Below are 23,300 nucleotides of genomic sequence, written 5' to 3'. Positions count from 1 at the left end.
TTTTCCTCAAAGTTGAATCAGGCAGGACTTAGCCTGCCGGTATAGCAAAGGGAGACAATTGCTCAGGCGTTACCAGAGCTGCTTGTAGATCTCGACAATCTGTTCAGCACTGGGTACACGGGGGTTATTATTCGGTGAACCTGACGCCAGCGCTTGTTCAGCCATGGTCGGCATCAGGTCAAAGAATTGCTGACGAGCAATGCCGAACTGCTCCGGTGTCGGCACCTGCAGCTCATCATTCAGAGCCCGCAACTCATCCATCAGTTTACTGTTGGCCACATCGGTGCTGTCCTGCTCGGTGGCAACACCCATCGCCCGGGCACAATCCGCATAGCGTTCTGCGGCTTCGGGGATAGAGAACTCGGTAACCGCAGGTAGCAGCATCGCATTCGACAAGCCATGGGGCACGTGGAAAGCAGCACCTATTGGCCGGCTCATGCCATGCACCAGCGCGACCGAGGCGTTGGAAAAAGCGATCCCCGCCAGCGTTGAGCCCAGCATCATCGCTTCCCGGGCAGCTTTATCAGTGCCATCGTGGAACACCCGACGCAGATTAGGGCCGATAAGGCGCATCGCCGAAAGTGCCTGACTATCGCTGTATGGGCTGGCCTTCTTACTGACATAGGCTTCCATCGCATGAGTCAGCGCATCAATACCGGTATCCGCTGTAATCCGCGCCGGCAGGCTCAGGGTCAGGCTGAAATCCACCAGTGCTGCGACCGGCATAAAACCGATACCGACACAGAGCATCTTCTCATCAGTGGTTTCATCCGTAATGATGGTAAAACGGGTCACTTCTGATCCGGTACCGGCGGTGGTTGGTACCGCTATAATTGGCAGACCTTCCTCATTGACGATACGGGGGAATTTGTAATCCCGCATCGTGCCGCCGAACTTACCCAGAATACTGATCGCCTTGGCACTGTCGATCGGACTACCGCCACCCAGGGCGATAATACTGTCGTAGTTACCATGACGCACAGTATCAACACCCGCCTGAATAGAGCTGACAGTCGGCTCTGGTACCGTGTCATCAAAGACCTCGGCGGTGATGGACTGTGCCGCTAAACGGGTTTGAATGCTATCTGCATAACCCAGCTGGACCATCATCTTGTCGGTAATAATCAACGGCCGGGAGCAACCCAGGCTGGTGAGGATAGCCGGAATTTCCTGACTTGCCCCTTCACCAACCTGCATGACACGGGGAAGAATTATCTGAGTAGACATAAGAACTCCACTTTTCTGAGATCCCAGCATTATCCAGCTGGAAATCCAATAAATAAGCGCTGTTAGGGCACCTCAACCAGAGGGCTATGGTGCCCGGTCAGGCTATGTGTTAACGGTTACAGCAACATCTTTTTCACTGACGGAGGGCGTCAGCACAGTGCTTGCAAGACTCTTAGGAGAGACAGTCAGCGCCCCTGGAAGCGGCTCGTTACGTAACGATTTACACAAGCCAAAAGCCGCGAGAATGACCACAATCGAGAATGGTAATGCAGCCACAATAGACGCAGTCTGCAAGGCTTTAAGTCCACCAGCAAACAGCAATACCGCAGCCACCGCACCGATAGCGATACCCCAGAAGACCCGATAACGCGCTGGCGGATGCTCATCACCCATGGAGATCAGCGTACAGATAACCAGCGTCGCAGAATCAGCCGAGGTTACAAAATAAGTCACCAGCAAAACGGTACAGATGCCGGCCATCAGCATGGTCACCAGCTCACCATTGCCCATCAGCTCGATCGTTTTAAACAGCGCCATCGTCAGATCATCGTTAACCGCCTCGGTCACACCGCCGCTGCCGAACAACTCAATAAACATCGCGGTATTACCAAAAATGGTGATCCATAATGCCGCCAGCATAGTCGGCGCCAGCAACACACCCAGGACAAACTCACGAATGGTACGTCCTTTAGAAATACGGGCGATAAACATGCCACAGAAAGGAGCCCAGGCGATCCACCAACCCCAGTAGAAAATTGTCCACCAGCCCTGCCACTGACTCTCAGGGTCAGGATTAACCCATAAACCCAGCTCTACTGCATGGAACAGGTAGTCACCGGTATTGGTGAAAAAGGAGCCGAGTAAGTACGCGGTCGGTCCAAAGATGACAAACAGCAGCAGAATCACGATCGTCAACTGCATATTCAGCTCACTGAGAATCCGGATTCCCTTATTCACACCGGAAAGAACGGAGGCGGTAGCAACGACCGAGATAACGGCAATCAGAATAATCTGATTGGTGATAGACACTTCCAGACCGAGTAGATAGTTCAGGCCGGCATTCATCTGTTGCGCCCCAAGGCCCAGTGAGGTAGCAATACCAAAGACCGTACCAAAGACTGCCAGCAGGTCTGCTGCATGACCAATAGGCCCATAAATCTTGTCACCAAAGATGGGATACAGGCTCGAACGGATAGACAGGGGTAAGCCTTTACGATACGAGAAATAGGCAAGCGCCAGACCGATGACCGCAAATAATCCCCAGCCATGCAAACCCCAATGGAAAATAGCAATTCGCATCGCTACCTGAGCTGCTTCTACAGTCTTAGCCTGCCCGTCTGCAATAAACGGGTTACTCTGAAAGTGATAGATGGGCTCGGCAATACTCCAGAACAGAATGCCTATGCCGATACCCGCGCCAAACAGCATGGAAAACCATGAAAAACGGCTAAACTCAGCCTTTTCTCCCTCTTTCCCCAGCCGGATATCTCCATAACGGCTAAAGATCAGCCATACGGAGAGAAACAGAAACGCACTCATGATCCCCACATAGTACCAGCCGAGGTCTGACGCAATATACGCTTTAGCAGCACTGTAGATCGAATTGGCATATTCCGGATCGATAACAGTAAATAACACAAACGCCATTACCAGCAGGCCTGAGCCGACTGCCATAATAGGGTGAGTACCAGCAAACAGGCCCGTTTCAGGCATCATCGCTTTATAATTCATGACGCACTCCTTTCGCGTATTACCATCACGGAACAATCAGCATGACGCATAACATGAGCAGCATTGGCGCCTATCAGGTAGTCTTTTAGTTCCGGACGATGGGATGCCATGACGATCAGATCCGCATCAACTGAAGTCGCCAAACGAAGAATCTCTTTGTAAATACTCCCCTGACCAACCATTGGATTAACGGTAATGCTTTCCGGAACCTGCTGTGCAATCAACTGCTTGAGTGATTCGAGGCCCTCCTGTTGGATATGTTCATCAATTCCATCCGGCAGATGAGCCGCGATAGCGGGAATATCGGCATTAGGAACAACGGTGACAACATGCAATGTTGCACCGTTGCTTTGCGCTTGTTCGATTGCATCCGGCAGGGCTGAACGCCACGAGCTTTCGTGGTACAGATCTACCGGTATGACGATGTTGTTGTATTTATTATTCATGGTTCGTCTCTTTGCTTAGGGTTCAGGTTTTTGAATCGAGCCCGGTGGCAGTGACCACTTCTTCCAGACTGGCTGCAGAAGCAATTCGGCAGCCATTGTTATGAATCGCCCCAGAACTGAAAAGCAAAAAAAAAACACCCTTAGACCATAAAATATTTATGTATAGACAGGCAGTCTCATAAGATTTTATAAAAAACCTATTAAAAACAGATAGATCACTCAATTACCTTGAAGACACAAAACAAAGCCATAAAAAAAATGATGCCTAAGCGGTTTTTTTTATTGCTGGTTCCGCTCCTGGTTCACTCCTAACATTGCCAACCGATAGCCTTCCCGTGCCGAACAGTCCCGTCGGCAGAGGAACGTTATCAGCGATCAGGCCAGTGCCGCCTTAGGCGACCGTAGCCATGATCGCTTTGAATACAAACCGGCATTTCCGGATGTAACAGTAGAAACCGATCGTTCCTCACCTTGATAAGCGTTGCTACGGGCAGGAACCGCTTCTGATTAGGAAGAAAATTGAGATGAACAATAACAACCAATTACCTCTGACCGGTGTCCGCGTAGTAGACTTTGGCCAACAGATTGCCGGTCCAGCGACGGCCATGACTCTGGCAGATCTCGGCGCCACAGTGATACATATCGATCCACCTCAGGGACCTCAATGGAACCATCCGGCTAATGCCATTCTTAACCGCAACAAGCGCTGTCTGAATCTGGACCTGAAGACCCGCAACGGTCTGCAGCAAGCACTGTCACTGATCGAACAGGCCGACATCGTTATCGAAAGTTTTCGTCCGGGAGTCATGCAGCGTTTGGGGATCGATTTCGGGCAGCTACGCGCTGAGCGCCCGGAACTGATCACCCTCTCCGTACCGGGTTTTGCCAGCAATGATGAGCTGCGGCGTGAATGGAAAGCCACCGAAGCAGTGGTTGCAGCCACCTCTGGCGCTTTCACCGATATGGGTTTCAACCGGGTACTAATGGGTATTGAGCCCAGCTTCTCACCTCTGCCGCTGGGTTCGTCCTACGCCACTACGCTGGCCGCCAGCTCTGTCGTGCTAGCCCTGCTGGAGCGGGAAAAAACTGGCCGTGGAGACAGTATCGAAGTTCCGGTAAGTGCTGCCCTGATGGAAGGCCTGTCTTACAACTCCTATGTTGTCGAAGGGCTACCCGATCGTTATAAAACCATGCGTGAACACGAGATCGAATACCGTAAAGCTAACAACATTAAAATGGATCTCTCCTATGATGATCTGCAGGAATACCTGGATCCTTTCTATCGCACTTATGAGTGTGCCGATAGTCGCAAGTTCTACTGTGTCTGCCCATCCCACCGCAACCATGCCAAACGGGCTTTGCAGGTTCTGGGAATCTATGATGAGCTGGTCGCCGAAGGCCTGCCCGATGTAAAAGACCTGCACCAGCCGATTGCAGAATGGGAGGGGGAAACCTCGATTGGTGTTTATCCACTGCCGAAAAAGTGGGCAGACATTATCTCTGCAAAAATGAAAAAGGCTTTTCTGACCAGGACCTCTGAAGAGTGGGGCGTGGCCTTTGGCGAAGGTCAGATTCCGGGGGCACCGCATCGCACCACCCAGGAATGGGTTAACAATGAACACACCAATGCCGCAGGCCTGATCGTTGAAGTTGATGATCCGGAATACGGTTTGATGAAACAACCAGGCCCTTTTACCTGGTTTGAACATAATGCCGAGCAGATGCTGACACCACAACCACGCAAAAAAGTCAGCTTTGATGAGGCATTGGCAGAACTGAAGTCCGTTGCTCAGGCAGAAAGGGTCACCCGTCCTGTGGGTAATGCTATTCAGCCAGCATCCGGTAAAGGGTGGCTGGACGGTCTGCGGGTTCTGGATCTGACCAATGTGATTGCCGGTCCGCACTCCGGCGCCTTCCTGAGCCGTTTCGGTGCCGAAGTGATCAAGCTTGATCCGGTTACGCCACTGTACGATCCTTTGATCGGCACCCTGTTTAGCTTCCAGACTGACATGGGCAAGAAAAAAGCCCTGGTTGATATCATGACGACAGAGGGCCGCGAAGCGTTCAACCGCCTGGTACGTTCAGTCGATCTGGTACTGATCAACGCACCGAGCCGACAGATGATACCACTGGGCCTGGACCATGACAGCCTGCAGGCCGTCAATCCGGGTGTGCTGTTCTGTCGCCTCGACTGCCTTGGCGGCCCACGTCCGGGCCCCAAAACTAACTATATCGGTTACGACGATATCATTCAGGCTAACAGCGGTATCATGAGTCGCTTTGGCGGTCCGGACACCCCTGAGGAGCACGCCCACCTGGGGACACTGGATGTAAACTGTGGTTTTGCTGCTGGTCTGGGGATGGCCGTGGCGATCTATCACAAACTCAGAACCGGCATCGTATCCCGTGTCAGAACGTCGTTGTCAGCAGCTACCAACCTGGCCCAGATTCCCTTTGCGTTCGACTATGAAGGTCGGGCACCGTTCGATGAACCCTCCGGTCGTAATGTACAGGGGAATCACGAGCTGTCCCATTTCTACGAGACCAGCGATGGCTGGATATTCCTCGACTCAGATATCTCTGAACTCAATAAACTTAGCGCTATCGAGGGGCTGGAGCAGATTGTCCATGCTGAGTGCATCTCAGACTACCTGACAACCGCCTTTAAACAAGCCGTTAGCGCATACTGGGTTGATGTTTTGCACAGTGCCGATATCGCAGCGGCGGTACCTAACTCGATCGAAACCCTGCGCGATCAGTACAGCCGCGTAGCCGATGGCAGTGTGGGAGTCGACCGGGGCAGCTATGCCTTCTCGATCCACCCTGATCATCCCAGCGGTCACTGCCTGACGCAGATTGATCATTACGCTATCCGGCCTGTTGAAGCCAGAATCAAAGCGGTGTCGCCCGCAGAAAGCTTTGGTCATTCCACCCGAGAAATACTCCGTTCGGTGGGTTACAGCGAGATTGAAATCGAGTCGATGATTGAACGCAAAATTGCCGGCCTGGCCTGGGGTAGAGAGTTCCTGCCAAGTTAATTGCACCAAACAGGCGGGGAGTCCCCCGCCTGTTACTTTTCAGGAGGGTTGCATGTCTTATCGTATCGTATCCCCACGTATTATGCAGATAGGCGACGGTTCGATCTCAGAGCTACCGCATATTCTTCGCTCACTGGGTTATCGTGTCCCGATGATTGTGACCGATATAGCCATCGCCGGTCTGGGTATTACCAACCGCGTCTCTCAACTGCTGGATACCTATCGTATCCGCCACGAAATTTTTCAGGAAATACAGACAGAGCCAACCATCACTGCAATAACCGCGGGGGTAACCAAAGCGCTGGCCGGAAATAACGACCTTTTCCCTGAGCCTTTTGATTGCATCATCGCCCTGGGTGGCGGCAGCACAATCGACATCGCTAAAGCGATCGGCAGGGTAGCAGAATCGGGATTCACGTCTCTGGATACCCGCTATCACACTGCATCGACCGACGGCCTGCCAATTATCGCAATACCTACCGCCATCAGCGGATCTGAAACATCAAAATACAGTTTTATTAAGGATAACAACGCAGAATCACAGATCACCTGCACAGACCTGGGCTTCAATCCCGTTGCAGTAATCGTCGATTCTGAACTGAATCGCAGCCTTTCCCCGCGAATGATCGCCGATTCCGGGCTGGCAGCATTAGCCCGGGGAATCGAATCGTTCGTCAGTCGCAACGCGACGCCGTATAGCGACCTGCAGGCATTAACAGCCATACGCCTGATCAGTCAAAACCTGCGTCCCGCAGTACTGCAGAAAAATAATACCACTGCGCGACAAGCTATCATGCTGGGAGCCAACCTGGCGGGCAGCGCTTTTTCCATCACCTCAGGCGCTCTGTTGCAGAGCATGAGCAACACGCTGCAAAGCTTTTGTCGCCTGCCTCATAATCTTGCTAATGCGATGCTGCTACCCGCCATCACAGCATTTTCCGCCTCTTCTACTCCGGAACGGTACGCTAACTGCGCCAGAACCATGGGTATAGCGACCGATAAAGACAGCGATGAGGCTGCCATTAAAAAACTTATTGCTGCGCTGGAAACCCTATACCAGGAGCTAAAACTTCCGAGCCTGTCAGCATACGGCGTGGAACAAGCGTATTTCCATACCCATCTCGAACAGATGACCGAACAGGTCATCGCATCCGACCTGATTCACAACCATCCACGCATTCCCACCCGGGAAGAGATCATCTTCATCTATGAAAAACTGTGGCATACGCAGTGACCATGCTTCCCGTTTTCTCTCTTTGTGAACTGATCAGTCTAACGATCATTCAGCAACCGGTTAACTAACCGGCCTTAACAAGATAAATGAAGATCTAGCAAAATAAGTGGGCCCGGAGGCGGATCAATGCCCGAAGGCCATGACAACATCGTCGCTCTTTGACGATGGCCCTAGGTGTAAGCAGAAAACGCAAATAATCGAACCAGGTTCGAGGACGCCCTGTCCAAGTCCCAGATACGAAAAAGCCCCAGCTCTCTTCCTACAAGATGAGCGAGGCTCTATCAAAAAAAAGTGGTGCCCGGAGGCTGAGCGATGGCCGAAGGCCATTACAACATCGTCGCTCTTTGATGATGGCCCTAAGTGTAAGCAGAAAACGCAAATAATCGAACCGGTTCGAGGACGCCCTGCCCAAGTCCCAGATACGAAAAAGCCCCAACTCTCTTTTTACAAAGATGAGTGAGGCTTTATCAGAATCATTGATGCCCGGAGGCGGAGCGATGGCCGAAGGCCATTACAACATCGTCGCTCTTTGATGATGGCCCTAGGTGTAAGCAGAAAACGCAAATAATCGAACCAGGTTCGAGGACGCCCTAACCAACTTCCAGATACGAAAAAGCCCCGCTACGAAGCGAGGCTCTATCAAAAATAAGTGGTGCCCGGAGGCGGAATCGAACCACCGACACGAGGATTTTCAATCCTCTGCTCTACCGACTGAGCTATCCGGGCAACGGGCGCCTATTAAACACGGCCCCCCAATAAAAATCAACTTAATTTCCAGACTGTCCTGTGAAATATTATGTTATTGATCAATAAGTAACCGATCAGATACCATATTGTGTCCGATATGCAGAAATTGCTTCGATCTGAGCGTCCATGCCACCCTTTTCTGCCAGATAATCAAGCAGATCGTTCAGCGACACGATGCTGGCAACCGGCATATTGTAATCGCGCTCCACTTCCTGAATCGCCGACAGTTCTCCTTTGCCCTTCTCCTGCCGGTTCAGCGCAATCACGGTGCCTGCCGGTGTTGCTCCTGCCTTATCGATAATATCCATCACTTCACGGATCGCAGTACCTGCGGTTATGACATCATCGATGATCAATACCCGGCCTTCCAGCGGCGCCCCCACCAGATTGCCCCCTTCACCGTGGTCTTTTGCCTCTTTGCGGTTGAACACGTAGGGAACATCCTGACCAAACTCAGTCGCCAGCGCCACACAGGTTGCTGCGGCCAGCGGAATCCCTTTGTAGGCAGGCCCCAGGATGACATCATACTCAATACCGGACTGCTGAATGGCTGCCGCATAGCAGGCGCCCAGACGGGCAAGCGCGGCACCACTGTTAAACAGTCCCGCATTGAAAAAGTAGGGGCTGGTGCGGCCCGATTTCAGGGTGAACTCGCCGAATCGCAACACCTCTTTATCAATAGCGAACTCGATAAACTCTCTCTGATAGTCCTGCATCCGGGGTCTCCGCAAAGCTGTGTAAAAAGTAGCGCGTATAATACAGGGTTTCTTACTGTGCCTCCATTGTGAACAATACTTAAACTCTGAATTCTTCACGGAACCATTAATAGTCGGTGCTTTAGATTCAATTTTGCTTAAACACCCAGTACAATGCGCCTTTCGCCTCAAATTGTGTTTCTCACAGGTTTATACGTTATGCGCGTCATTACATTCAATACGCAGGGTATTGAACAGGCAACAGACAACGGGTTCTTCCAGTGGATGGTGAAGCAGGATGCCGACGTGGTATGTCTGCAGGATCTGCGTGCCAAAGATTATCAGTTGGATGATAAACGCTATCGTCCGGATGGCTATGAAGCTTATTTCTTCGATGCCTTTGAAGATGGCTATAGTGGCGTGGCGATCTACACCCGGGTGATGCCGAAAGCGATTATGACCGGTCTTGGATTTGAACAGTGTGACTTCAATGGTCGCTTTATTCAGGCCGATTTTGACAATGTCAGTGTGGCATCCTTCAGTGTCCCTTCAGGTCTCAAGGGCGCTGAAGCTCAACAGGCCAAAGATGAATATCTTCACCTGCTCAAGGGACACTTCACCAAAACCCTGCGCAAACGACGTGAGTTTATCTTCTGCGGGCCTCTGTTAATCGCCCACAAACCAAAGGACCTGAGCAACTGGTATGTTAACCAGAAGGTGTCCGGCTTTCTGCCTCAGGAACGGGAATGGATGGAAGAGCTGTTTGGCGAAATGGGGTATGTCGATGCTTTCCGTCAGGTTAACCATGTGGATCAGCAATACACCTGGTGGCCGGACTACAACAAAGCACGGGATCTGAACGAGGGAGCTCGCCTGGATTATCAGATCACCACCGCCAACCTGCGTAAAACGATCAAATCAGCCTCAATCTACCGGGGTGAGGTGTTTTCCGCCCACGCACCGCTGATTATTGATTATGATCTCTGAGATCGGCCTGACGCATAAAAAAGGGAGCCGTGGCTCCCTTTTTATATTCGATTAGGCTCAGGCTAAAACTTTTTCCTGAAGCTCACACAGCTCTGCAATGCCCTTTTTTGCCAGTTCCAGCATCGCATTCAGCTCTTCCTGTGAATAGGGTTCACCCTCTGCGGTGCCCTGTACCTCAACGAAACCACCTTTATCGGTCATGATCACATTCATATCGGTTTCGGCAGCAGAATCTTCAGCATAATCCAGGTCCAGCACTGGTTCACCTTTATAGACACCAACAGAGATTGCCGCCAGGCCATACTTGATCGGATCCCCTTTCATCGCCCCATGCTTATCTTTCTTGAGAAAGCTGACCGCATCGCGCAAAGCCACATACGCACCGGTAATCGACGCCGTGCGGGTGCCGCCATCCGCCTGAATAACATCACAGTCGATGGTAATGGTGTTCTCACCCAGTTTCTTCAGATCCATACAGGCCCGCAGTGAGCGGCCAATCAGCCGCTGAATCTCAACGGTACGACCACCCTGCTGTCCCCGGGCGGCTTCACGGCCGTTACGACTGCCAGTTGCCCGCGGCAGCATGCCATACTCAGCGGTAACCCAGCCCGAACCCGAGCCACGCAGAAAACGTGGAACACCCCGCTCAACCGACGCGGTACAGATCACTTTGGTATCGCCAAACTCCACCAGCACGGAGCCCTCAGCATGCTTAGTGAAGTTCCGGGTGATACGCACCTCACGCATCTGGTCCGCCCTGCGATTACTCGGCCGGAAAGTTGTGACGCCAAGGTTTTGTAACTGATCTGAAATTGTTGAGCTCATGTACTTAGGAATCCTGTTCGGAACCCCGACTGCACGCATAGTGGAAGCGGCCGAGGACTGTTAGAATAAAGCGCAAATCCGCCAACACCCGTTCAGTGTCGGCAACGAAAACAGCATTCTAAACGAGAACCGACAATATGACACGTAGCATGACCGCTTTTGCCCGCCAGGAAATGCAACATGAGTGGGGCAGCCTGATCTGGGAAGTCCGTTCAGTCAATCACCGCTATCTGGAGCCCCACCTGCGTCTGCCAGAAAGCCTGCGTGATCTCGAAGGTCCGCTGCGGGAAACCCTGCGCAACAAGCTCAGCCGCGGCAAAGTAGAATGCACACTGCGGTTTGTACCAGAGGCCCAGTCGCAGACGCTGACCGTAAACGAAGCCTTTGCCCGGGAACTGCTGGCAGCGGCACAGCAGGTGGAAAACCTGCTCCCGGTATCCAAACCGATCGACACCATGGATCTGCTGCGCTGGCCGGGTGTTCTGCAGGATACCAGGCTGGACATGGACGCCGTCAAGAAAGCCTCCCTGACCCTGTTTCACAAAGCGCTCGATGAACTGATCGACAGCCGCGGCCGCGAAGGTGTAGAACTGGCCGCCCTGATTGATCAGCGCCTCGACACCATTACTGAGATTGTGACTGAAGTCCGCTCTAAGTTACCGGGTATCCTGCAGGCCCAGCGCGACAACCTGAGAGCCCGTCTGGAAGACCTCAAAGCGGAGCTGGACGAAGGCCGTCTTGAGCAGGAGATGGTCATCCTGGCCCAGAAAGCTGATGTGGATGAAGAGATGGACCGCCTCAACACCCATGTTCAGGAAGTAAAACGGGTGCTCAAATCCAAAGGCCCTGTTGGCCGCCGACTGGACTTCCTGATGCAGGAACTCAACCGCGAAGCCAATACCCTGTCATCCAAATCAATCGTATCGGACACCACTCAAAGCGCAGTGGAACTGAAGGTTTTGATTGAGCAGATGCGGGAACAGATCCAGAATATTGAGTGATATTGCTTATCTATATTAAAACAGATAGCGGTAAACGCCCCGGAGCCTATTTTGAAACAGAACATGTTCGTTAAGTACCTGATCTGGATCGCCGAGATATTTACCGAGGCTAAATCATTTGAAGCCAACCCAATTCTGGGCAACAGGCTTCTGAATCGCCCGGGGCTGCATGTTTTGCGAGTTGTTATTGCTCGTTTAATAACAGGGTTTCGCCGCTGGATTCTTAGCTGGAACATCAGTTCAGCACACCGCCGCGAGTTTCGTCAAAAGGATTATTTGCGCATCAGCAATGCTCTACCGCCTGAACTGTTTAAACGTTTGCAGGATGAAGGTGAGCACTGCTGGCCAGAGATTCGGGAGTTTATTCAGGGCAATACCACCACCCGGATCACCTTTCTTGATCAGGAGGCCCTGAAGCAGCTTCCTGCAGCCAGAATGCTGTGTGAGTCATCCTCAATAAGAGATCTGCTGACTTACGTGGCTTCAACCGCTATCCGTCCCTGACCCCACTTCCTGCGTGTCTGCAACCGCGGCTGTGAAGTTAACGGCGACCCGCAGAAACACTTCCATTCAGATACCTTTCACCCAACGATGAAAGCCTGGTTGTTTCTTGAAGATGTCACGGCCGACAAAGGCCCCTTCCAGTATGTCGAAGGTTCTCACCGGTTAACGCTGAAACGGCTTGGCTGGGAGTACCGACAAAGCATTCAGGGGCGGCAGCTGAATGAACGCTATGCGGCGCGAGGATCATTGCGCATTCCTGAGCGTGAACTGGCCTCACTGGATCTTTTGCATATTCAGACATTTGATGTTCCCGCCAATACGCTGGTGATTGCCGATACCTCCGGCTTTCACCGCAGGGGAGAAGCTGCGGCAGACTCTTCGCGCCTGTCGGTCTATTTCTCTTCGCGATTAAACCCGTATATCCCCTTCCCCCTGCCTGATTTTGAGCCGATAAACCGGTTTGCCGAAAAGCAGGTAGCGAAGCAGGTTGCCAGCACAACCACAAGGGCAACATCCAATGAATAATCCAACCACCTGATTGCACCGTTTTTGCCCACAATAATGAATCACCGGTAGTTAAGGGGGCAAAAATAGCGGCCACTAAGCACATTATTTGCGATATCCACTGAATATTCAGCCATACACTAAAGCGGCTTACTTTTTGCTATCTCTTTCTGACAATATTTTGGCATGGCAATGAAGCCTCCTTTAGTCCTCTCTCCGATGACTAAATAGGGGCTTTTTTTGTTTCTGAGGGAGAGAGCTCAATGCAGTGGTTAACCTATCCGGTTTTTTTATTGTTATATCAGATTGGAATCAAAGGAGTGATCGCGCTACTTTCAGCCACCACTCTGTCCGGCTTAGGTTTATTCCTGATACTACCCAACCCCCCTGTCTGGCCCTTACTATTAACCGGATACCTTGGCTGCGCGACACTCGGATTACTTCTGAGAGAAGTTGATCACCTCAGTGATAGAACGCTCCCAGTATCCGCAGAACAATCTGACTGTACAGGTGGGTTACTGATACAACCACTGTTTCGTCAGTTTCAGCAGTTGCTGAGAGCATCAGGCCGAAAACAACAGCTACTGCAACAGCGGCTGGATGAGATCTCCCACTCTTCACAGGAACTGGAACAAAGCGCCATTAGTGTCACTCGTAGCGCGGAACAACAAAGTGACGCCGCTGGCACAGCGGCGGCTGCGGTTGAAGAACTGAATGTCAGCATCAATGAGGTCACCCGACTGGCAGATGCCTCCCGGCACACCAGTCTGGATGCCAGTACCCAGATTGAAGAAAGTATTCAGCAATTAAATGAGCTGGTTGCCACTGTTGCCGATATAGCAGAACAGGCACTTGCCACCAATGCGCTGATGCGCGAACTGAGTGCTAACTCCGAAGCGATCAACAAAATGTCGGGGGTGATTCAGGGCATTGCCGATCAGACCAACCTGCTCTCCCTGAATGCCGCCATCGAAGCGGCACGGGCCGGAGCCAGTGGTAAAGGTTTCGCCGTGGTGGCAGATGAGGTCCGTAACCTGGCGCGTCACAGCCAGGAATCGGCGGCAGAGATCACCCGCAAGATTGAGTCTGTACAGCACCATATCACCTCAACCGGTGAAAAAATGTCCCGCCTGTCAGCCAGTGCCAACCAGAGCCTGCAGCGTTCGGAGCGGGTTCGCTCACAACTCGATAGCGTTTGTGGTCGTACGCAGGCGTTAACTGAACAGGTTATACAGGTTGCCGTCAGCACAGAACAACAAAGCCTGGCGGTTGCCGAAATAGCCGCTCTGGCTGAACGGGTCTCTCAGGGCAACAGGGATAATCTCGAGGCAGCGGCCCAGGCACGAACCATCGCTCACCATCTGACACAGCTGACGGGGTAATCAGGATGACCGGATTTTTCTATCCAGAGTGGCCAGGATTAACCGGTATCCTGCTACTTACGGGCCTTGCTGCGATCTTTTTTATCTTGCACCGGCGGATGCGAAAGCAGCAACACCGCCAGTTGACCTCAGGCATTAAGCAACTGGCGTTACTCCGGCTTCTGCTGGCTGACTTTCAGCGGCATCGGGGACTAAGCACCGGTCTGCTTTCAGGAGACCACAGCCTCCAGACTGATCTGGATATCACCAGAAAGCAACTCGAAACCCATATATCCAAAGCCCGACAACAGAGCACACGATATCAGACCCAATGGCATAGACTGACTACCCAGTGGCAACAGATTTGCCAGAGCACAACGTCTGCAGACACCAATCTGCTCAATCATCATGACCTGATCCGCAACACCATCTTTCTGATCGAGGATATAGCCAGTGAACTGGATCTGAGCTCCTGCCCCAAAGAGATGAACTATCTGCAGAGCATCTGGCAGGAAGTGGTGCAAACCGCAGAATGGACCGGCCAGGCACGGGCACTTGGCACCGGCATCGCAGCAGCAGGATCCAGCAGCGCCGCTCAGAGAGTACGCCTGAGATTTCTGCATGCAAAAATCAAACAGCTATCGTTAACCGCTTTTACCGCGCTGAAACAAAGCAAAACAGACCACCTTAATCTGCAACAATCACAGGCAACCGTGAATAGTTTCCTGTTATGCCTGGAGCAGGATCTGCTAAACTGCGATCGCCCTCAAATAGACGCCAAACTCTACTTCGAACAGGCAACCGTCGCGATTAATAACCTTCTGGGGCTGATGGATGCTGCGTTAAAGGATTTACAGCATGTTACCAAAGCGTTCTGACACGCCATACGAAGCGATAACCCGCTCGGCGAATCGGTCAGAAAAAAAACGGATAGCGAAGTACATCGCTTCCCCTGGCCAGTATCGGGACTATTCGCTTTCAAGCCACTTTCAGCCGATCTACAGCGTCGCACATCGACGCCCTATCGGCTACGAGGGGCTGATCAGAGCCCGATCTGCAGCGGGCTTATCAATCCCGCCGGCAGAGCTGCTGTCATTACCCCAAAACAGTTCTCAGATGCTGACGCTGGACCGACTTTGCCGCACACTGCATGTGCAAAATTTCACTCCGCAGAGTGTCAACAATGAGTGGCTGTTCGTAAACCTCAACGCGCAATCGCTGATCTGTGAGAACCCGCAAAATGGGTTCACCCAGCAACTGTTAGAAGACACGGGGTTAGCCGCGCACCGACTGGTTATTGAGATTCTGGAAAACGAAGTCAAAGACACCGGACTCCTGAAAAACTATATCGATTATATTCATCATCTAAACTGCCTGATCGCCATTGACGACTTCGGCGCTGGCCACTCAAACTTTGATCGTATCTGGCAACTGAAACCCGATATCGTCAAACTCGACCGAAACCTGATCCGCGAAGCCGCACAAAGCAAACGGGCAGCCAGTATTCTCTCGGGAATAATCTCTTTGCTGCACCAGACCGGAAGTCTGGTAGTGGTTGAGGGAGTTGAAACTGAAGCAGAAGCGACGGCAGCGATCGCCGCAAATGCGGATATGATGCAAGGCTTTTATTTCGCCCGCCCTGCCCCCTGGTTGTTAACAGAGAACACCGCTTGCGACATCATCGACCAACTGCTGTTCAGGCAGAGGGATCAGCGCTCGATGCAGTTTAAAGCTCAGTCAGACAATATGGGGCATATCAAGCACCTTTTTCAACAGGCACTGAATGACTTCATCCTCCATGAAAGCCTGCCGCAAAGCTGTACTCAACTTTTCCGAGACCCCCGCGCGGTGCGTTGTTTTCTGCTGGATGAGAACGGCCATCAGACCAGCAGTACACTGAATCCATTCCATCCGAGACAACAGATAGAACTGCGCTTTGCGCCGCTTCTGTGCGGTGACAAGGGCAACTGGTCTCACCGCCCCTATCACTACCTGGCCATTGATCAGCCCGGCACCACCATTATTAGTGAACCCTACCTTTCCATAGCCGACTCGCGCATGTGTGTCACCCTGTCACAGGCGATTCAAGCGGGTAACCACGTGCAGGTTTACTGCTGTGATCTTGACTGGCAGTAAAGCCCCACCATTGACACAGCTCCCTTAATTGGAGCCGCTGACCATGCCCTGATTGTTTGTTTCAAAGCGCTATATAACGGTTTCTGTTAGCTTGTGGCCTGCATATTGCTAAATCTTCATAGCAAAGTGTTTTCAACCATTCCAGACAATTTTTAGTGCTATATTGCACTGTTATATGGCATGGTTGAATTGGCCGCTCAAGGGCGCACAAGAAAAGTGCAACAAGGTTCCTGGAACCGAGGGTATCTACATGAGTATCGACTGGACAGAGTATTCCACCGGCAACTTTTATGATGAACTGATCGCAGAGGACTGCTCCCCAAGGGAACCGGCGACCCGGCTGGTAAACTACCTTGGCTCTTTAAGTACAGCTGAGATAAATAAACGCAAAGAGATGGCCGAATCAACCATTCAGGAGATGGGCGTCAGCTTTACCGTTTACACCGAAGAGGGCAATATTGACCGCGCCTGGCCTTTTGACATCATTCCACGCACCATTTCAGCGTCACACTGGGAGAAAACCGCCAAAGGTCTGAAACAACGACTCAAAGCGCTGAATATGTTTATCAACGATCTCTACCATGATCAGGAGATCATCAAAGACGGCGTCATTCCTGCTGAAATTGTCCTGAAATCCAAGAATTTCCGCCCTGAGTGTGTTGGTGTTACCCCGCCTCATGGTGTCTGGGCTAATATCTGTGGTACTGATCTGGTCCGCGATCTGGATGGCCAGTTTTATGTACTGGAAGATAACCTTCGGGTGCCATCCGGCGTGTCTTACATGATTGAAAACCGGGAGATCACCAAACGGGTTCTGCCGGAGCTGTTCTCCAAAGACTCAATTCTGCCGGTGAATAACTACCCCGCTCACCTGTTTGATATGCTGGCGTCACTTTCGCCACGGGATATATCCCAGCCTGAGATCGTCGTCCTGACTCCGGGAATATTCAACTCTGCCTATTTTGAGCATGCCTTTCTGGCGCAGCAGATGGGGGCAGAACTGGTCGAAGGCAGCGACCTGGTGGTGGAAGATGACGATTGTGTCTATATGAAAACCATCAGCGGTCTGGAACAGGTTGATGTGATCTATCGCCGTATCGATGATGAGTTTCTTGATCCCGAAACCTTCAGAGAAGACTCAATGCTGGGTGTTCCTGGCCTGATGCGGGCATGGAAAGCGGGCAATGTAGCGCTGGCCAATGCGCCCGGTGCAGGGGTTGCCGATGATAAGGTGGTCTATGCTTATGTCCCCGATATCATCCGTTACTATTTGCAGGAAGAGCCTCTGCTGCCAAACGTAGAGACTTTCCTCTGCTCCGACCCGGAGCAGCGTCAGTACGTGCTGGAAAATCTGGATAAGCTGGTGGTCAAGCCCGCGAATGAATCCGGCGGTTACGGTATGCTGGTCGGTCCCCACTCAACCAAAAAAGAGCAGGAACAGTTCGCCACACTGATCAGCAAAAATCCACGTAACTACATCGCTCAGCCAACCCTGAGCCTGTCAACCGCCCCCACCCTGTGCGGTTCGACACCGGAACCCCGCCACCTGGATCTGCGCCCCTTTATTCTTCAGGGTAAAAACCTGTTTGTCACCACCGGAGGCCTTACCCGGGTGGCGATGAAAAAAGGGTCTCTGGTGGTTAACTCATCTCAGGGTGGCGGTAGTAAAGACACCTGGATTGTTGAGGAGAAACGCTAATGCTATCTAAAGTTGCTGAACGGATGTACTGGTTCTCCCGCTATATCGAGCGAGCTGAAAATACCGCCCGGATGGTCGGAGTGTACGACAACCTCCTGTTTGACCTGCCCCGCTCAATCAATATCAGTTGGTTCAATCTGGTGGTCATCAACTCATCCGAAGATGTATTTAATGCACGTTATACCGTCAAGGATGAAAAAAATGTTGTCAAACTGCTGTTAGCGGACAGCACCAACCCAAACTCAATGTCATCCAGCCTGCTGATGGCCCGGGAGAATGTGCGCACCAGCCGGGATGTCTTACCGCTGCCACTGTGGGAACTGATCAATGAGCTGTGCATGTATGTATCAGAACATATTCGCGATGGTATCAACCGCACCAATCGTCACGGCTTTCTTGATAATGTGATTAAGGGTTGTCAACAGATTAACGGTCTTCTGGCAGACAACATGAGCAAGGATGCAGCCTGGCAGTTTATCCGCCTGGGCCGTAACCTGGAGCGGGCCGATATGGCCAGCCGTATCCTCGATGCAGGTATTACCGCGCAGCTGAGCAGTAGCGATGTAGAACAGGATCTTGATCCCTCGCAAATCATCTGGGGGAACGTATTACGGTCATGCGATGGCGCCATGAACTACCGGCGCACCATGCGGGCTACAGTTGAGGGAACCCGGGTGTGTCAGTTCCTGTTACACGATAAACACTTCCCCCGCTCAATCACCTTCTGTGCTGATCAGATAGCAGCGGCCGTCGATCTGCTGCCCGCCTGTGAAATAGAGGAACTGGCAAAACTCAAAACCTTACTGGCCGGGGAACCCGGCGAGCTGGATGAAAGCTTCAGCGATTACCTCAATGACCTGCAGTTAAGCTTTGCGAACCTGCATATGCAGTTTGGTCAGTGCTGGTTCGCGCTGGACAGGTAGACTAGCTCAACCAGACATCTGATGCACTCAGGTCTGAGGCAACGCTCTCTGGCAGAACCGAATATCGCCGATGACCTGAAACCACACAACAGATCAGCAATCATAACGTTGACCACGCCGGTGGCCCCAGACAGGTATCCCTGATACGGCGCGGAAAAACAGCTACCTGTGCAACCTAAAAAACCCCGCTAAGCGGCTATTTTCCACCCAGCGAATACTCTATCGCGGGCGAAAGCGCTATACTCTCCCCCTCAGATTTTATGCCGTCATTCACGGTGAAATAACAGCCCGGAAAAGCGACCAGATTTATGACCCAGTTAGGAACCCTGTATGTTATCTCAGCACCCTCCGGCGCCGGTAAAACCAGCCTGGTAAAAGCCCTGCTAGCGCAGGACACACAGGTTCGCGTCTCGGTATCCCACACAACCCGCCCGATCCGTCCAGGCGAAACCGATGGTAAAGATTATAACTTTGTCACCATGGAAACCTTTGACGCTGAAATTCAGAAAGGTCAGTTCCTGGAATACGCCAACGTCTTCACCAATAAATATGGCACCTCCCGGATATGGGTTGAGGAACAGCTGTCACAGGGAATGGATGTCATTCTGGAAATCGACTGGCAGGGCGCGCAACAGGTTCGCCAACAGATGCCTGACTGCGTCTCCCTGTTTATCCTGCCCCCCTCAATCACCGAATTGCGTAAACGCCTCACCGGTCGTGGCACCGATTCTGAAGAGACCATTAATCATCGTATGTCAGAAGCCCTTAATGAGATACGTCACTACCGTGAATATCAATACCTGCTGGTCAATGACAATTTTGATACCGCGTTGCAGGAACTGCAGTCTGTCTTCACTGCCCGCCGACTGGAACTCAGACGACAACAACAAAAGCATGCCGCAATGCTAACCGGACTCTTGTCAGAATAGATCGGCTCAGGTAGACTGGCCGGCTCTCCGAATCAGGTCTGAAAATTGGCCTGAATGACTGAATCCTATATCCGAGGTCGCTAAATGGCTCGCGTAACTGTTGAAGATTGTCTTGAACATGTAGACAACCGTTTTGAATTGGTAATGATCGCTTCTAAGCGTGCTCGCCAGATCGCAACGGGTGGTAAAGACCCAAAAGTTGAATGGGAAAATGACAAGCCTACAGTCGTTGCTCTGCGTGAAATCGCAGAACAGTATATCGACGTAAGCATTTTGGATGAACGGGAAGAAGATTAACTCTTTTTCAATCCGTCCGAATAAGGCATCATCACTATAGTTTCTGTTTTTTTGTAGTCCTGAGAAATCTGACTACGCTAGAGGCATAGGAGTAATTGATGCCAACTGTTGATGCGCTTTCTGATCGTCTGACCGGCTACCTTGATCTGCAACAGATCAAGCTGGTCAGACGTGCGTATTATTATGCTGAACAAGCCCATGACGGGCAGCGCCGTAAAAGCGGTGAACCCTACGTTACCCACCCCCTTGCAGTAGCCTCAATTCTTGCCGGAATGCACATGGATCATCAGAGTCTGATGGCGGCTATGCTGCATGATGTGATCGAAGATACGGCGGTTTCCCGGGATGGCCTCGAAGGCCAGTTTGGCACAGTTGTCGCTGATATCGTTGACGGTGTCAGTAAGCTGACACATCTGGAGTTTGAAACCCGCGCCGAAGCGCAGGCGGAGAACTTTCAGAAGATGGTACTGGCGATGGCAGTTGATATCCGGGTAATACTGGTGAAACTCGCTGACCGCCTGCATAACATGCGCACCCTCGGCGCTATGCCGCCAGAAAAACAGCGACGTATCGCCCGTGAAACCCTCGATATATACGCTCCGGTTGCCGCCCGTTTAGGCATGCGCGATCTGCAACTCGAACTCGAAGACCTGGCATTTCAGTCATACCACCCGATGCGGGCCAAATATATCCGCCGGGCTGTGGTACAGGCACGGGGGCAACGTAAAGATGTCATCACCTCCATAGAGGAAGCGATCCGCAACCGGCTTAAACAGGAGGGCCTCCCCGGTACGGTTTCTGGCAGGGAAAAACACCTCTACAGCATCTACAGTAAGATGAAAACAAAGGGTAAATCCTTTGCCGAGATCATGGATGTATTTGCTTTCCGGATTGTCACTGAATCCGTAGACGACTGTTATCGTGCCCTGGGTATTGTACACAACCTGTATAAGCCAGTGCCGGGACGCTTCAAGGATTACGTTGCCATTCCCAAAGCCAACGGTTATCAGTCACTGCACACCGACCTGTTTGGTGCCAGGGATATCACCATTGAAGTACAGATCCGTACCAAAGAGATGGATGCAGTGGCCAGCCAGGGGATCGCCGAACACAGTCACTATAAAATCTACGGTGACTCAAGTTCAGCAATTGATGGCTATAACCGGGCGCGCAAATGGGTGCAGGGACTGCTGGAGATGCAAAAACGGGCCGGGAACTCGATGGAGTTTATCGAAACCGTTAAAACCGACCTGTTCCCTGATGAAGTCTACGTGTTCTCGCCTAAGGGGCGGATCTTTGAACTACCTCAGGGTGCCACTGCCGTTGATTTTGCCTATGCGGTCCATACAGATATCGGCAACTCCTGTGTATCCTGTCGCATCAATCGGCGCTTAGCCCCCCTGTCACAGCCTCTGCACAGCGGCCAGACAGTCGAGATAATTACCACCCCCAGCGCCCAGCCCAACATGGCCTGGCTTAACTTTGTTATCACCGGCAAAGCCCGTTCCGCTATCCGCCACTTTATTAAAGTGCAGCATCGCGGAGAATCAATTGAACTCGGCCGGCGACTGTTAACTCAGTTCCTGTCTAACTACGGTTCAAGCATAGAAGAGATCGATCCAGCAGCTCTGGCTACTGTGTTACAGGAAGCGGAACTGAAATCACTGGACGAACTGCTTCAGGATATCGGCATGGGTAACCGTATGGCCTATGTCGTAGCCCGACGGCTACGCCCGGTTGAGCATGAAGAGGATGAGCCTCAGGAGCTCCCTGACAGCAATAAGGCAACTCTGGCTATCCGTGGTACCGAAGGGATGGTACTGCACTACGCGCGCTGCTGCGGCCCTATTCCGGGCGATAGCATCACCGGGCATATCAGTACCGGCCGCGGCCTGGTCATCCATCGTACCGACTGTCGTAATATCGCCTTTATGAAAGACGATGCTGAGAAGTGTGTCTATCTGGAATGGTCTAACAGCATCGATGAAGAATTCATCGTCAATCTGGACCTCAAAGTCGAGCCTAAGCGCGGCCTTATCGCCACGCTGGCAACCACCGCATCGGGTGCCAGTGCAAACGTTCTGAAAATAGATATCACCGAAACAGACGATGCCCTCAATACCGTCCATATCGACCTGACGGTTAAGGACAGGGTCCACTTAGCGAAAGTGATGCGCAAGCTCAAAGCGCTCAAAGCCGTATACAAAGTCACCCGGGTTTAGCTTTTATCCGCATAAATAGCGCACCTTCGGGTGCGTTTTTTTATAACGACAGTTGCCAGACGTGGCTGCGTGAATCAAAGCAGCTGCTAGACGTGGCTACGCCACTTGCCAGAACGGAGCCTTCGGCTCCTGCTAGAAAAAGCATCGCGACGGGACGTCGCTCGCTACAGGGCCTTGGCTTCTTCAGGGCCACGCTGGCATGCTCCAACCCGCTTACAAAGCGTCCTTTCTGTGAAAATTACCGATACTCCCGGCTAAAAAGGCTTTTGCTCTTGCTCTTGCTCTTGCTCTTGCTCTTGCTCTTGCTCTTGCTCTTGCTCTTGCTCTTGCTCTTGCTCTTGCTCTTGCTCTTACGCTTATTCTAACCACTAGCAGGCGCGCAGCGCCGTTCTAGCAAGCGACGCAGTCGCGTCTGATTTTTCCGTTTGCCCACAAACGAAAAAACCCCAGCACACAGTGCTGGGGTTTCCGTATTAGGTGCTTGGCGATGACCTACTCTCGCATGGAGAAGCTCCACACTACCATCGGCGCTAAGACGTTTCACTTCCGAGTTCGGGAAGGGATCGGGTGGTTCCATCTCGCTATTGTCGCCAAGCAAAACTGGTTGCTCTAACGATTTGAACATCAGTGTTAACCTATGCTCAAAGCGTCATTCGAATCCTGTAATCGGAGAGTTATGCACAAACTCTAATCCGTGGCTGTTTTATTCAGCCGCAATGTATCTTTTTCTATCAGCTGACCCAAACGCTTTTGGCGTTATATGGTCAAGCCTCACGAGCAATTAGTACTGGTTA

The 23,300-nt window shown here is 51.9% G+C and carries 19 protein-coding genes, 1 tRNA gene and 1 rRNA gene; 14 read left to right on the top strand and 7 right to left on the bottom strand.

Translation table 11 applies throughout. The annotated features are described in order from the left end of the window. Window positions 1-69: 69 nt before the first annotated feature. The 3 genes from BMY09_RS21155 to BMY09_RS21145 form a co-directional block, all read right to left on the bottom strand. The gene (locus BMY09_RS21155) at window positions 70-1,227 is read right to left on the bottom strand and encodes an iron-containing alcohol dehydrogenase (RefSeq protein WP_091362134.1); all 1,158 of its coding nucleotides are present in this window, start codon (window positions 1,225-1,227) and stop codon (window positions 70-72) included. Window positions 1,228-1,329: 102 nt separating this feature from the next. Continuing rightward, window positions 1,330-2,958 carry a BCCT family transporter gene (locus BMY09_RS21150; RefSeq protein ID WP_175483626.1) on the bottom strand — a complete coding sequence of 543 codons (1,629 nt, stop codon included), beginning with the start codon at window positions 2,956-2,958 and terminating at the stop codon, window positions 1,330-1,332. After that, complete coding sequence (locus BMY09_RS21145) at window positions 2,955-3,404, bottom strand: universal stress protein (protein WP_091362133.1); 450 nt, start codon at window positions 3,402-3,404, stop codon at window positions 2,955-2,957. The genes BMY09_RS21150 and BMY09_RS21145 overlap by 4 nt, the downstream gene beginning before the upstream one ends. A gap of 524 nt (window positions 3,405-3,928) precedes the next feature. Here BMY09_RS21145 and BMY09_RS21140 point away from each other — a divergent pair. Together BMY09_RS21140 and BMY09_RS21135 are read left to right on the top strand one after the other, a co-directional pair. Further along, window positions 3,929-6,442, top strand: coding sequence for a CoA transferase (locus BMY09_RS21140; RefSeq protein ID WP_091362132.1), 2,514 nt, complete (start codon window positions 3,929-3,931; stop codon window positions 6,440-6,442). Window positions 6,443-6,494: 52 nt separating this feature from the next. Beyond that, on the top strand, window positions 6,495-7,676 hold the full coding sequence (locus BMY09_RS21135; protein ID WP_091362131.1) for an iron-containing alcohol dehydrogenase: 1,182 nt from the start codon (window positions 6,495-6,497) through the stop codon (window positions 7,674-7,676). A 650-nt stretch (window positions 7,677-8,326) separates the two neighbouring features. On the opposite strand, the gene BMY09_RS21125 is transcribed toward BMY09_RS21135, so the two are convergent. Together BMY09_RS21125 and pyrE are read right to left on the bottom strand one after the other, a co-directional pair. After that, window positions 8,327-8,402: transfer RNA gene (locus BMY09_RS21125), tRNA-Phe, on the bottom strand. Between the two features lie 95 nt (window positions 8,403-8,497). Beyond that, window positions 8,498-9,139, bottom strand: a complete 642-nt coding sequence (gene pyrE / locus BMY09_RS21120; RefSeq protein WP_091362129.1) for an orotate phosphoribosyltransferase — start codon at window positions 9,137-9,139, stop codon at window positions 8,498-8,500. A gap of 198 nt (window positions 9,140-9,337) precedes the next feature. Between pyrE and BMY09_RS21115 the strand changes: the two genes are divergently transcribed. Next, window positions 9,338-10,105, top strand: coding sequence for an exodeoxyribonuclease III (locus BMY09_RS21115; protein ID WP_091362128.1), 768 nt, complete (start codon window positions 9,338-9,340; stop codon window positions 10,103-10,105). 57 nt (window positions 10,106-10,162) lie between these two features. Here the strand turns inward: BMY09_RS21115 and rph are convergent, their stop codons facing one another. After that, on the bottom strand, window positions 10,163-10,930 hold the full coding sequence (gene rph / locus BMY09_RS21110) for a ribonuclease PH (protein WP_091362127.1): 768 nt from the start codon (window positions 10,928-10,930) through the stop codon (window positions 10,163-10,165). 137 nt (window positions 10,931-11,067) lie between these two features. Between rph and BMY09_RS21105 the strand changes: the two genes are divergently transcribed. The 11 genes from BMY09_RS21105 to BMY09_RS21055 all read left to right on the top strand — a co-directional run bounded on the left by BMY09_RS21105 (window position 11,068) and on the right by BMY09_RS21055 (window position 22,506). Further along, window positions 11,068-11,931 (top strand): YicC/YloC family endoribonuclease, encoded by an 864-nt coding sequence (locus BMY09_RS21105; protein ID WP_091362126.1) that lies wholly within the window; start codon window positions 11,068-11,070, stop codon window positions 11,929-11,931. A 51-nt stretch (window positions 11,932-11,982) separates the two neighbouring features. Then, entirely contained in the window at window positions 11,983-12,435 is a 453-nt protein-coding gene (locus BMY09_RS21100; protein ID WP_091362125.1) for a hypothetical protein, read from the top strand. Between the two features lie 87 nt (window positions 12,436-12,522). Continuing rightward, on the top strand, window positions 12,523-12,960 hold the full coding sequence (locus BMY09_RS21095) for a phytanoyl-CoA dioxygenase family protein (protein WP_091362124.1): 438 nt from the start codon (window positions 12,523-12,525) through the stop codon (window positions 12,958-12,960). Window positions 12,961-13,490: 530 nt separating this feature from the next. Beyond that, a complete protein-coding gene (locus BMY09_RS21090) occupies window positions 13,491-14,321 on the top strand; it encodes a methyl-accepting chemotaxis protein (RefSeq protein WP_217647482.1) in 831 nt (276 codons plus the stop codon). Between the two features lie 5 nt (window positions 14,322-14,326). Then, on the top strand, window positions 14,327-15,178 hold the full coding sequence (locus tag BMY09_RS21085; protein ID WP_091362122.1) for a nitrate- and nitrite sensing domain-containing protein: 852 nt from the start codon (window positions 14,327-14,329) through the stop codon (window positions 15,176-15,178). Further along, the gene (locus tag BMY09_RS21080; protein ID WP_091362121.1) at window positions 15,159-16,436 is read left to right on the top strand and encodes a sensor domain-containing phosphodiesterase; all 1,278 of its coding nucleotides are present in this window, start codon (window positions 15,159-15,161) and stop codon (window positions 16,434-16,436) included. The genes BMY09_RS21085 and BMY09_RS21080 overlap by 20 nt, the downstream gene beginning before the upstream one ends. 250 nt (window positions 16,437-16,686) lie before the next feature. Then, window positions 16,687-18,135, top strand: a complete 1,449-nt coding sequence (locus BMY09_RS21075; RefSeq protein WP_091362120.1) for a circularly permuted type 2 ATP-grasp protein — start codon at window positions 16,687-16,689, stop codon at window positions 18,133-18,135. Then, window positions 18,135-19,058: an alpha-E domain-containing protein gene (locus BMY09_RS21070; RefSeq protein ID WP_091362119.1), complete on the top strand. Its 924-nt coding sequence runs from the start codon at window positions 18,135-18,137 to the stop codon at window positions 19,056-19,058. The genes BMY09_RS21075 and BMY09_RS21070 overlap by 1 nt, the downstream gene beginning before the upstream one ends. Before the next feature lie 308 nt (window positions 19,059-19,366). After that, window positions 19,367-19,987 (top strand): guanylate kinase, encoded by a 621-nt coding sequence (gene gmk / locus BMY09_RS21065; RefSeq protein ID WP_091362118.1) that lies wholly within the window; start codon window positions 19,367-19,369, stop codon window positions 19,985-19,987. An 84-nt stretch (window positions 19,988-20,071) separates the two neighbouring features. After that, window positions 20,072-20,284: a DNA-directed RNA polymerase subunit omega gene (gene rpoZ / locus BMY09_RS21060; protein WP_091362117.1), complete on the top strand. Its 213-nt coding sequence runs from the start codon at window positions 20,072-20,074 to the stop codon at window positions 20,282-20,284. 98 nt (window positions 20,285-20,382) lie between these two features. Continuing rightward, the gene (locus BMY09_RS21055) at window positions 20,383-22,506 is read left to right on the top strand and encodes a RelA/SpoT family protein (protein ID WP_091362116.1); all 2,124 of its coding nucleotides are present in this window, start codon (window positions 20,383-20,385) and stop codon (window positions 22,504-22,506) included. Window positions 22,507-22,985: 479 nt separating this feature from the next. On the opposite strand, the gene rrf is transcribed toward BMY09_RS21055, so the two are convergent. Then, window positions 22,986-23,101, bottom strand: a 5S ribosomal RNA gene (gene rrf, locus BMY09_RS21050). Between the last annotated feature and the right edge of the window lie 199 nt (window positions 23,102-23,300).

This window comes from Amphritea atlantica (genome assembly GCF_900111095.1).
GTDB classification, from domain to species: domain Bacteria; phylum Pseudomonadota; class Gammaproteobacteria; order Pseudomonadales; family Balneatricaceae; genus Amphritea; species Amphritea atlantica.
The sequence above is the reverse complement of the archived record's forward strand: the minus strand, read 5'-3'. Positions and strand labels throughout refer to the sequence as shown.

Coding starts and splice junctions, on each gene's coding strand:
- BMY09_RS21145 (WP_091362133.1), bottom strand. CDS start 3,404: ATGAATAATAAATACAACAACATCGTCATACCGGTAGATCTGTACCAC.
- BMY09_RS21055 (WP_091362116.1), top strand. CDS start 20,383: ATGCCAACTGTTGATGCGCTTTCTGATCGTCTGACCGGCTACCTTGAT.
- BMY09_RS21155 (WP_091362134.1), bottom strand. CDS start 1,227: ATGTCTACTCAGATAATTCTTCCCCGTGTCATGCAGGTTGGTGAAGGG.
- pyrE (WP_091362129.1), bottom strand. CDS start 9,139: ATGCAGGACTATCAGAGAGAGTTTATCGAGTTCGCTATTGATAAAGAG.
- BMY09_RS21075 (WP_091362120.1), top strand. CDS start 16,687: ATGAGTATCGACTGGACAGAGTATTCCACCGGCAACTTTTATGATGAA.
- BMY09_RS21080 (WP_091362121.1), top strand. CDS start 15,159: ATGTTACCAAAGCGTTCTGACACGCCATACGAAGCGATAACCCGCTCG.
- BMY09_RS21150 (WP_175483626.1), bottom strand. CDS start 2,958: ATGAATTATAAAGCGATGATGCCTGAAACGGGCCTGTTTGCTGGTACT.
- BMY09_RS21070 (WP_091362119.1), top strand. CDS start 18,135: ATGCTATCTAAAGTTGCTGAACGGATGTACTGGTTCTCCCGCTATATC.
- BMY09_RS21085 (WP_091362122.1), top strand. CDS start 14,327: ATGACCGGATTTTTCTATCCAGAGTGGCCAGGATTAACCGGTATCCTG.
- gmk (WP_091362118.1), top strand. CDS start 19,367: ATGACCCAGTTAGGAACCCTGTATGTTATCTCAGCACCCTCCGGCGCC.
- BMY09_RS21105 (WP_091362126.1), top strand. CDS start 11,068: ATGACACGTAGCATGACCGCTTTTGCCCGCCAGGAAATGCAACATGAG.
- BMY09_RS21140 (WP_091362132.1), top strand. CDS start 3,929: ATGAACAATAACAACCAATTACCTCTGACCGGTGTCCGCGTAGTAGAC.
- rpoZ (WP_091362117.1), top strand. CDS start 20,072: ATGGCTCGCGTAACTGTTGAAGATTGTCTTGAACATGTAGACAACCGT.
- BMY09_RS21115 (WP_091362128.1), top strand. CDS start 9,338: ATGCGCGTCATTACATTCAATACGCAGGGTATTGAACAGGCAACAGAC.
- BMY09_RS21135 (WP_091362131.1), top strand. CDS start 6,495: ATGTCTTATCGTATCGTATCCCCACGTATTATGCAGATAGGCGACGGT.
- rph (WP_091362127.1), bottom strand. CDS start 10,930: ATGAGCTCAACAATTTCAGATCAGTTACAAAACCTTGGCGTCACAACT.
- BMY09_RS21095 (WP_091362124.1), top strand. CDS start 12,523: ATGAAAGCCTGGTTGTTTCTTGAAGATGTCACGGCCGACAAAGGCCCC.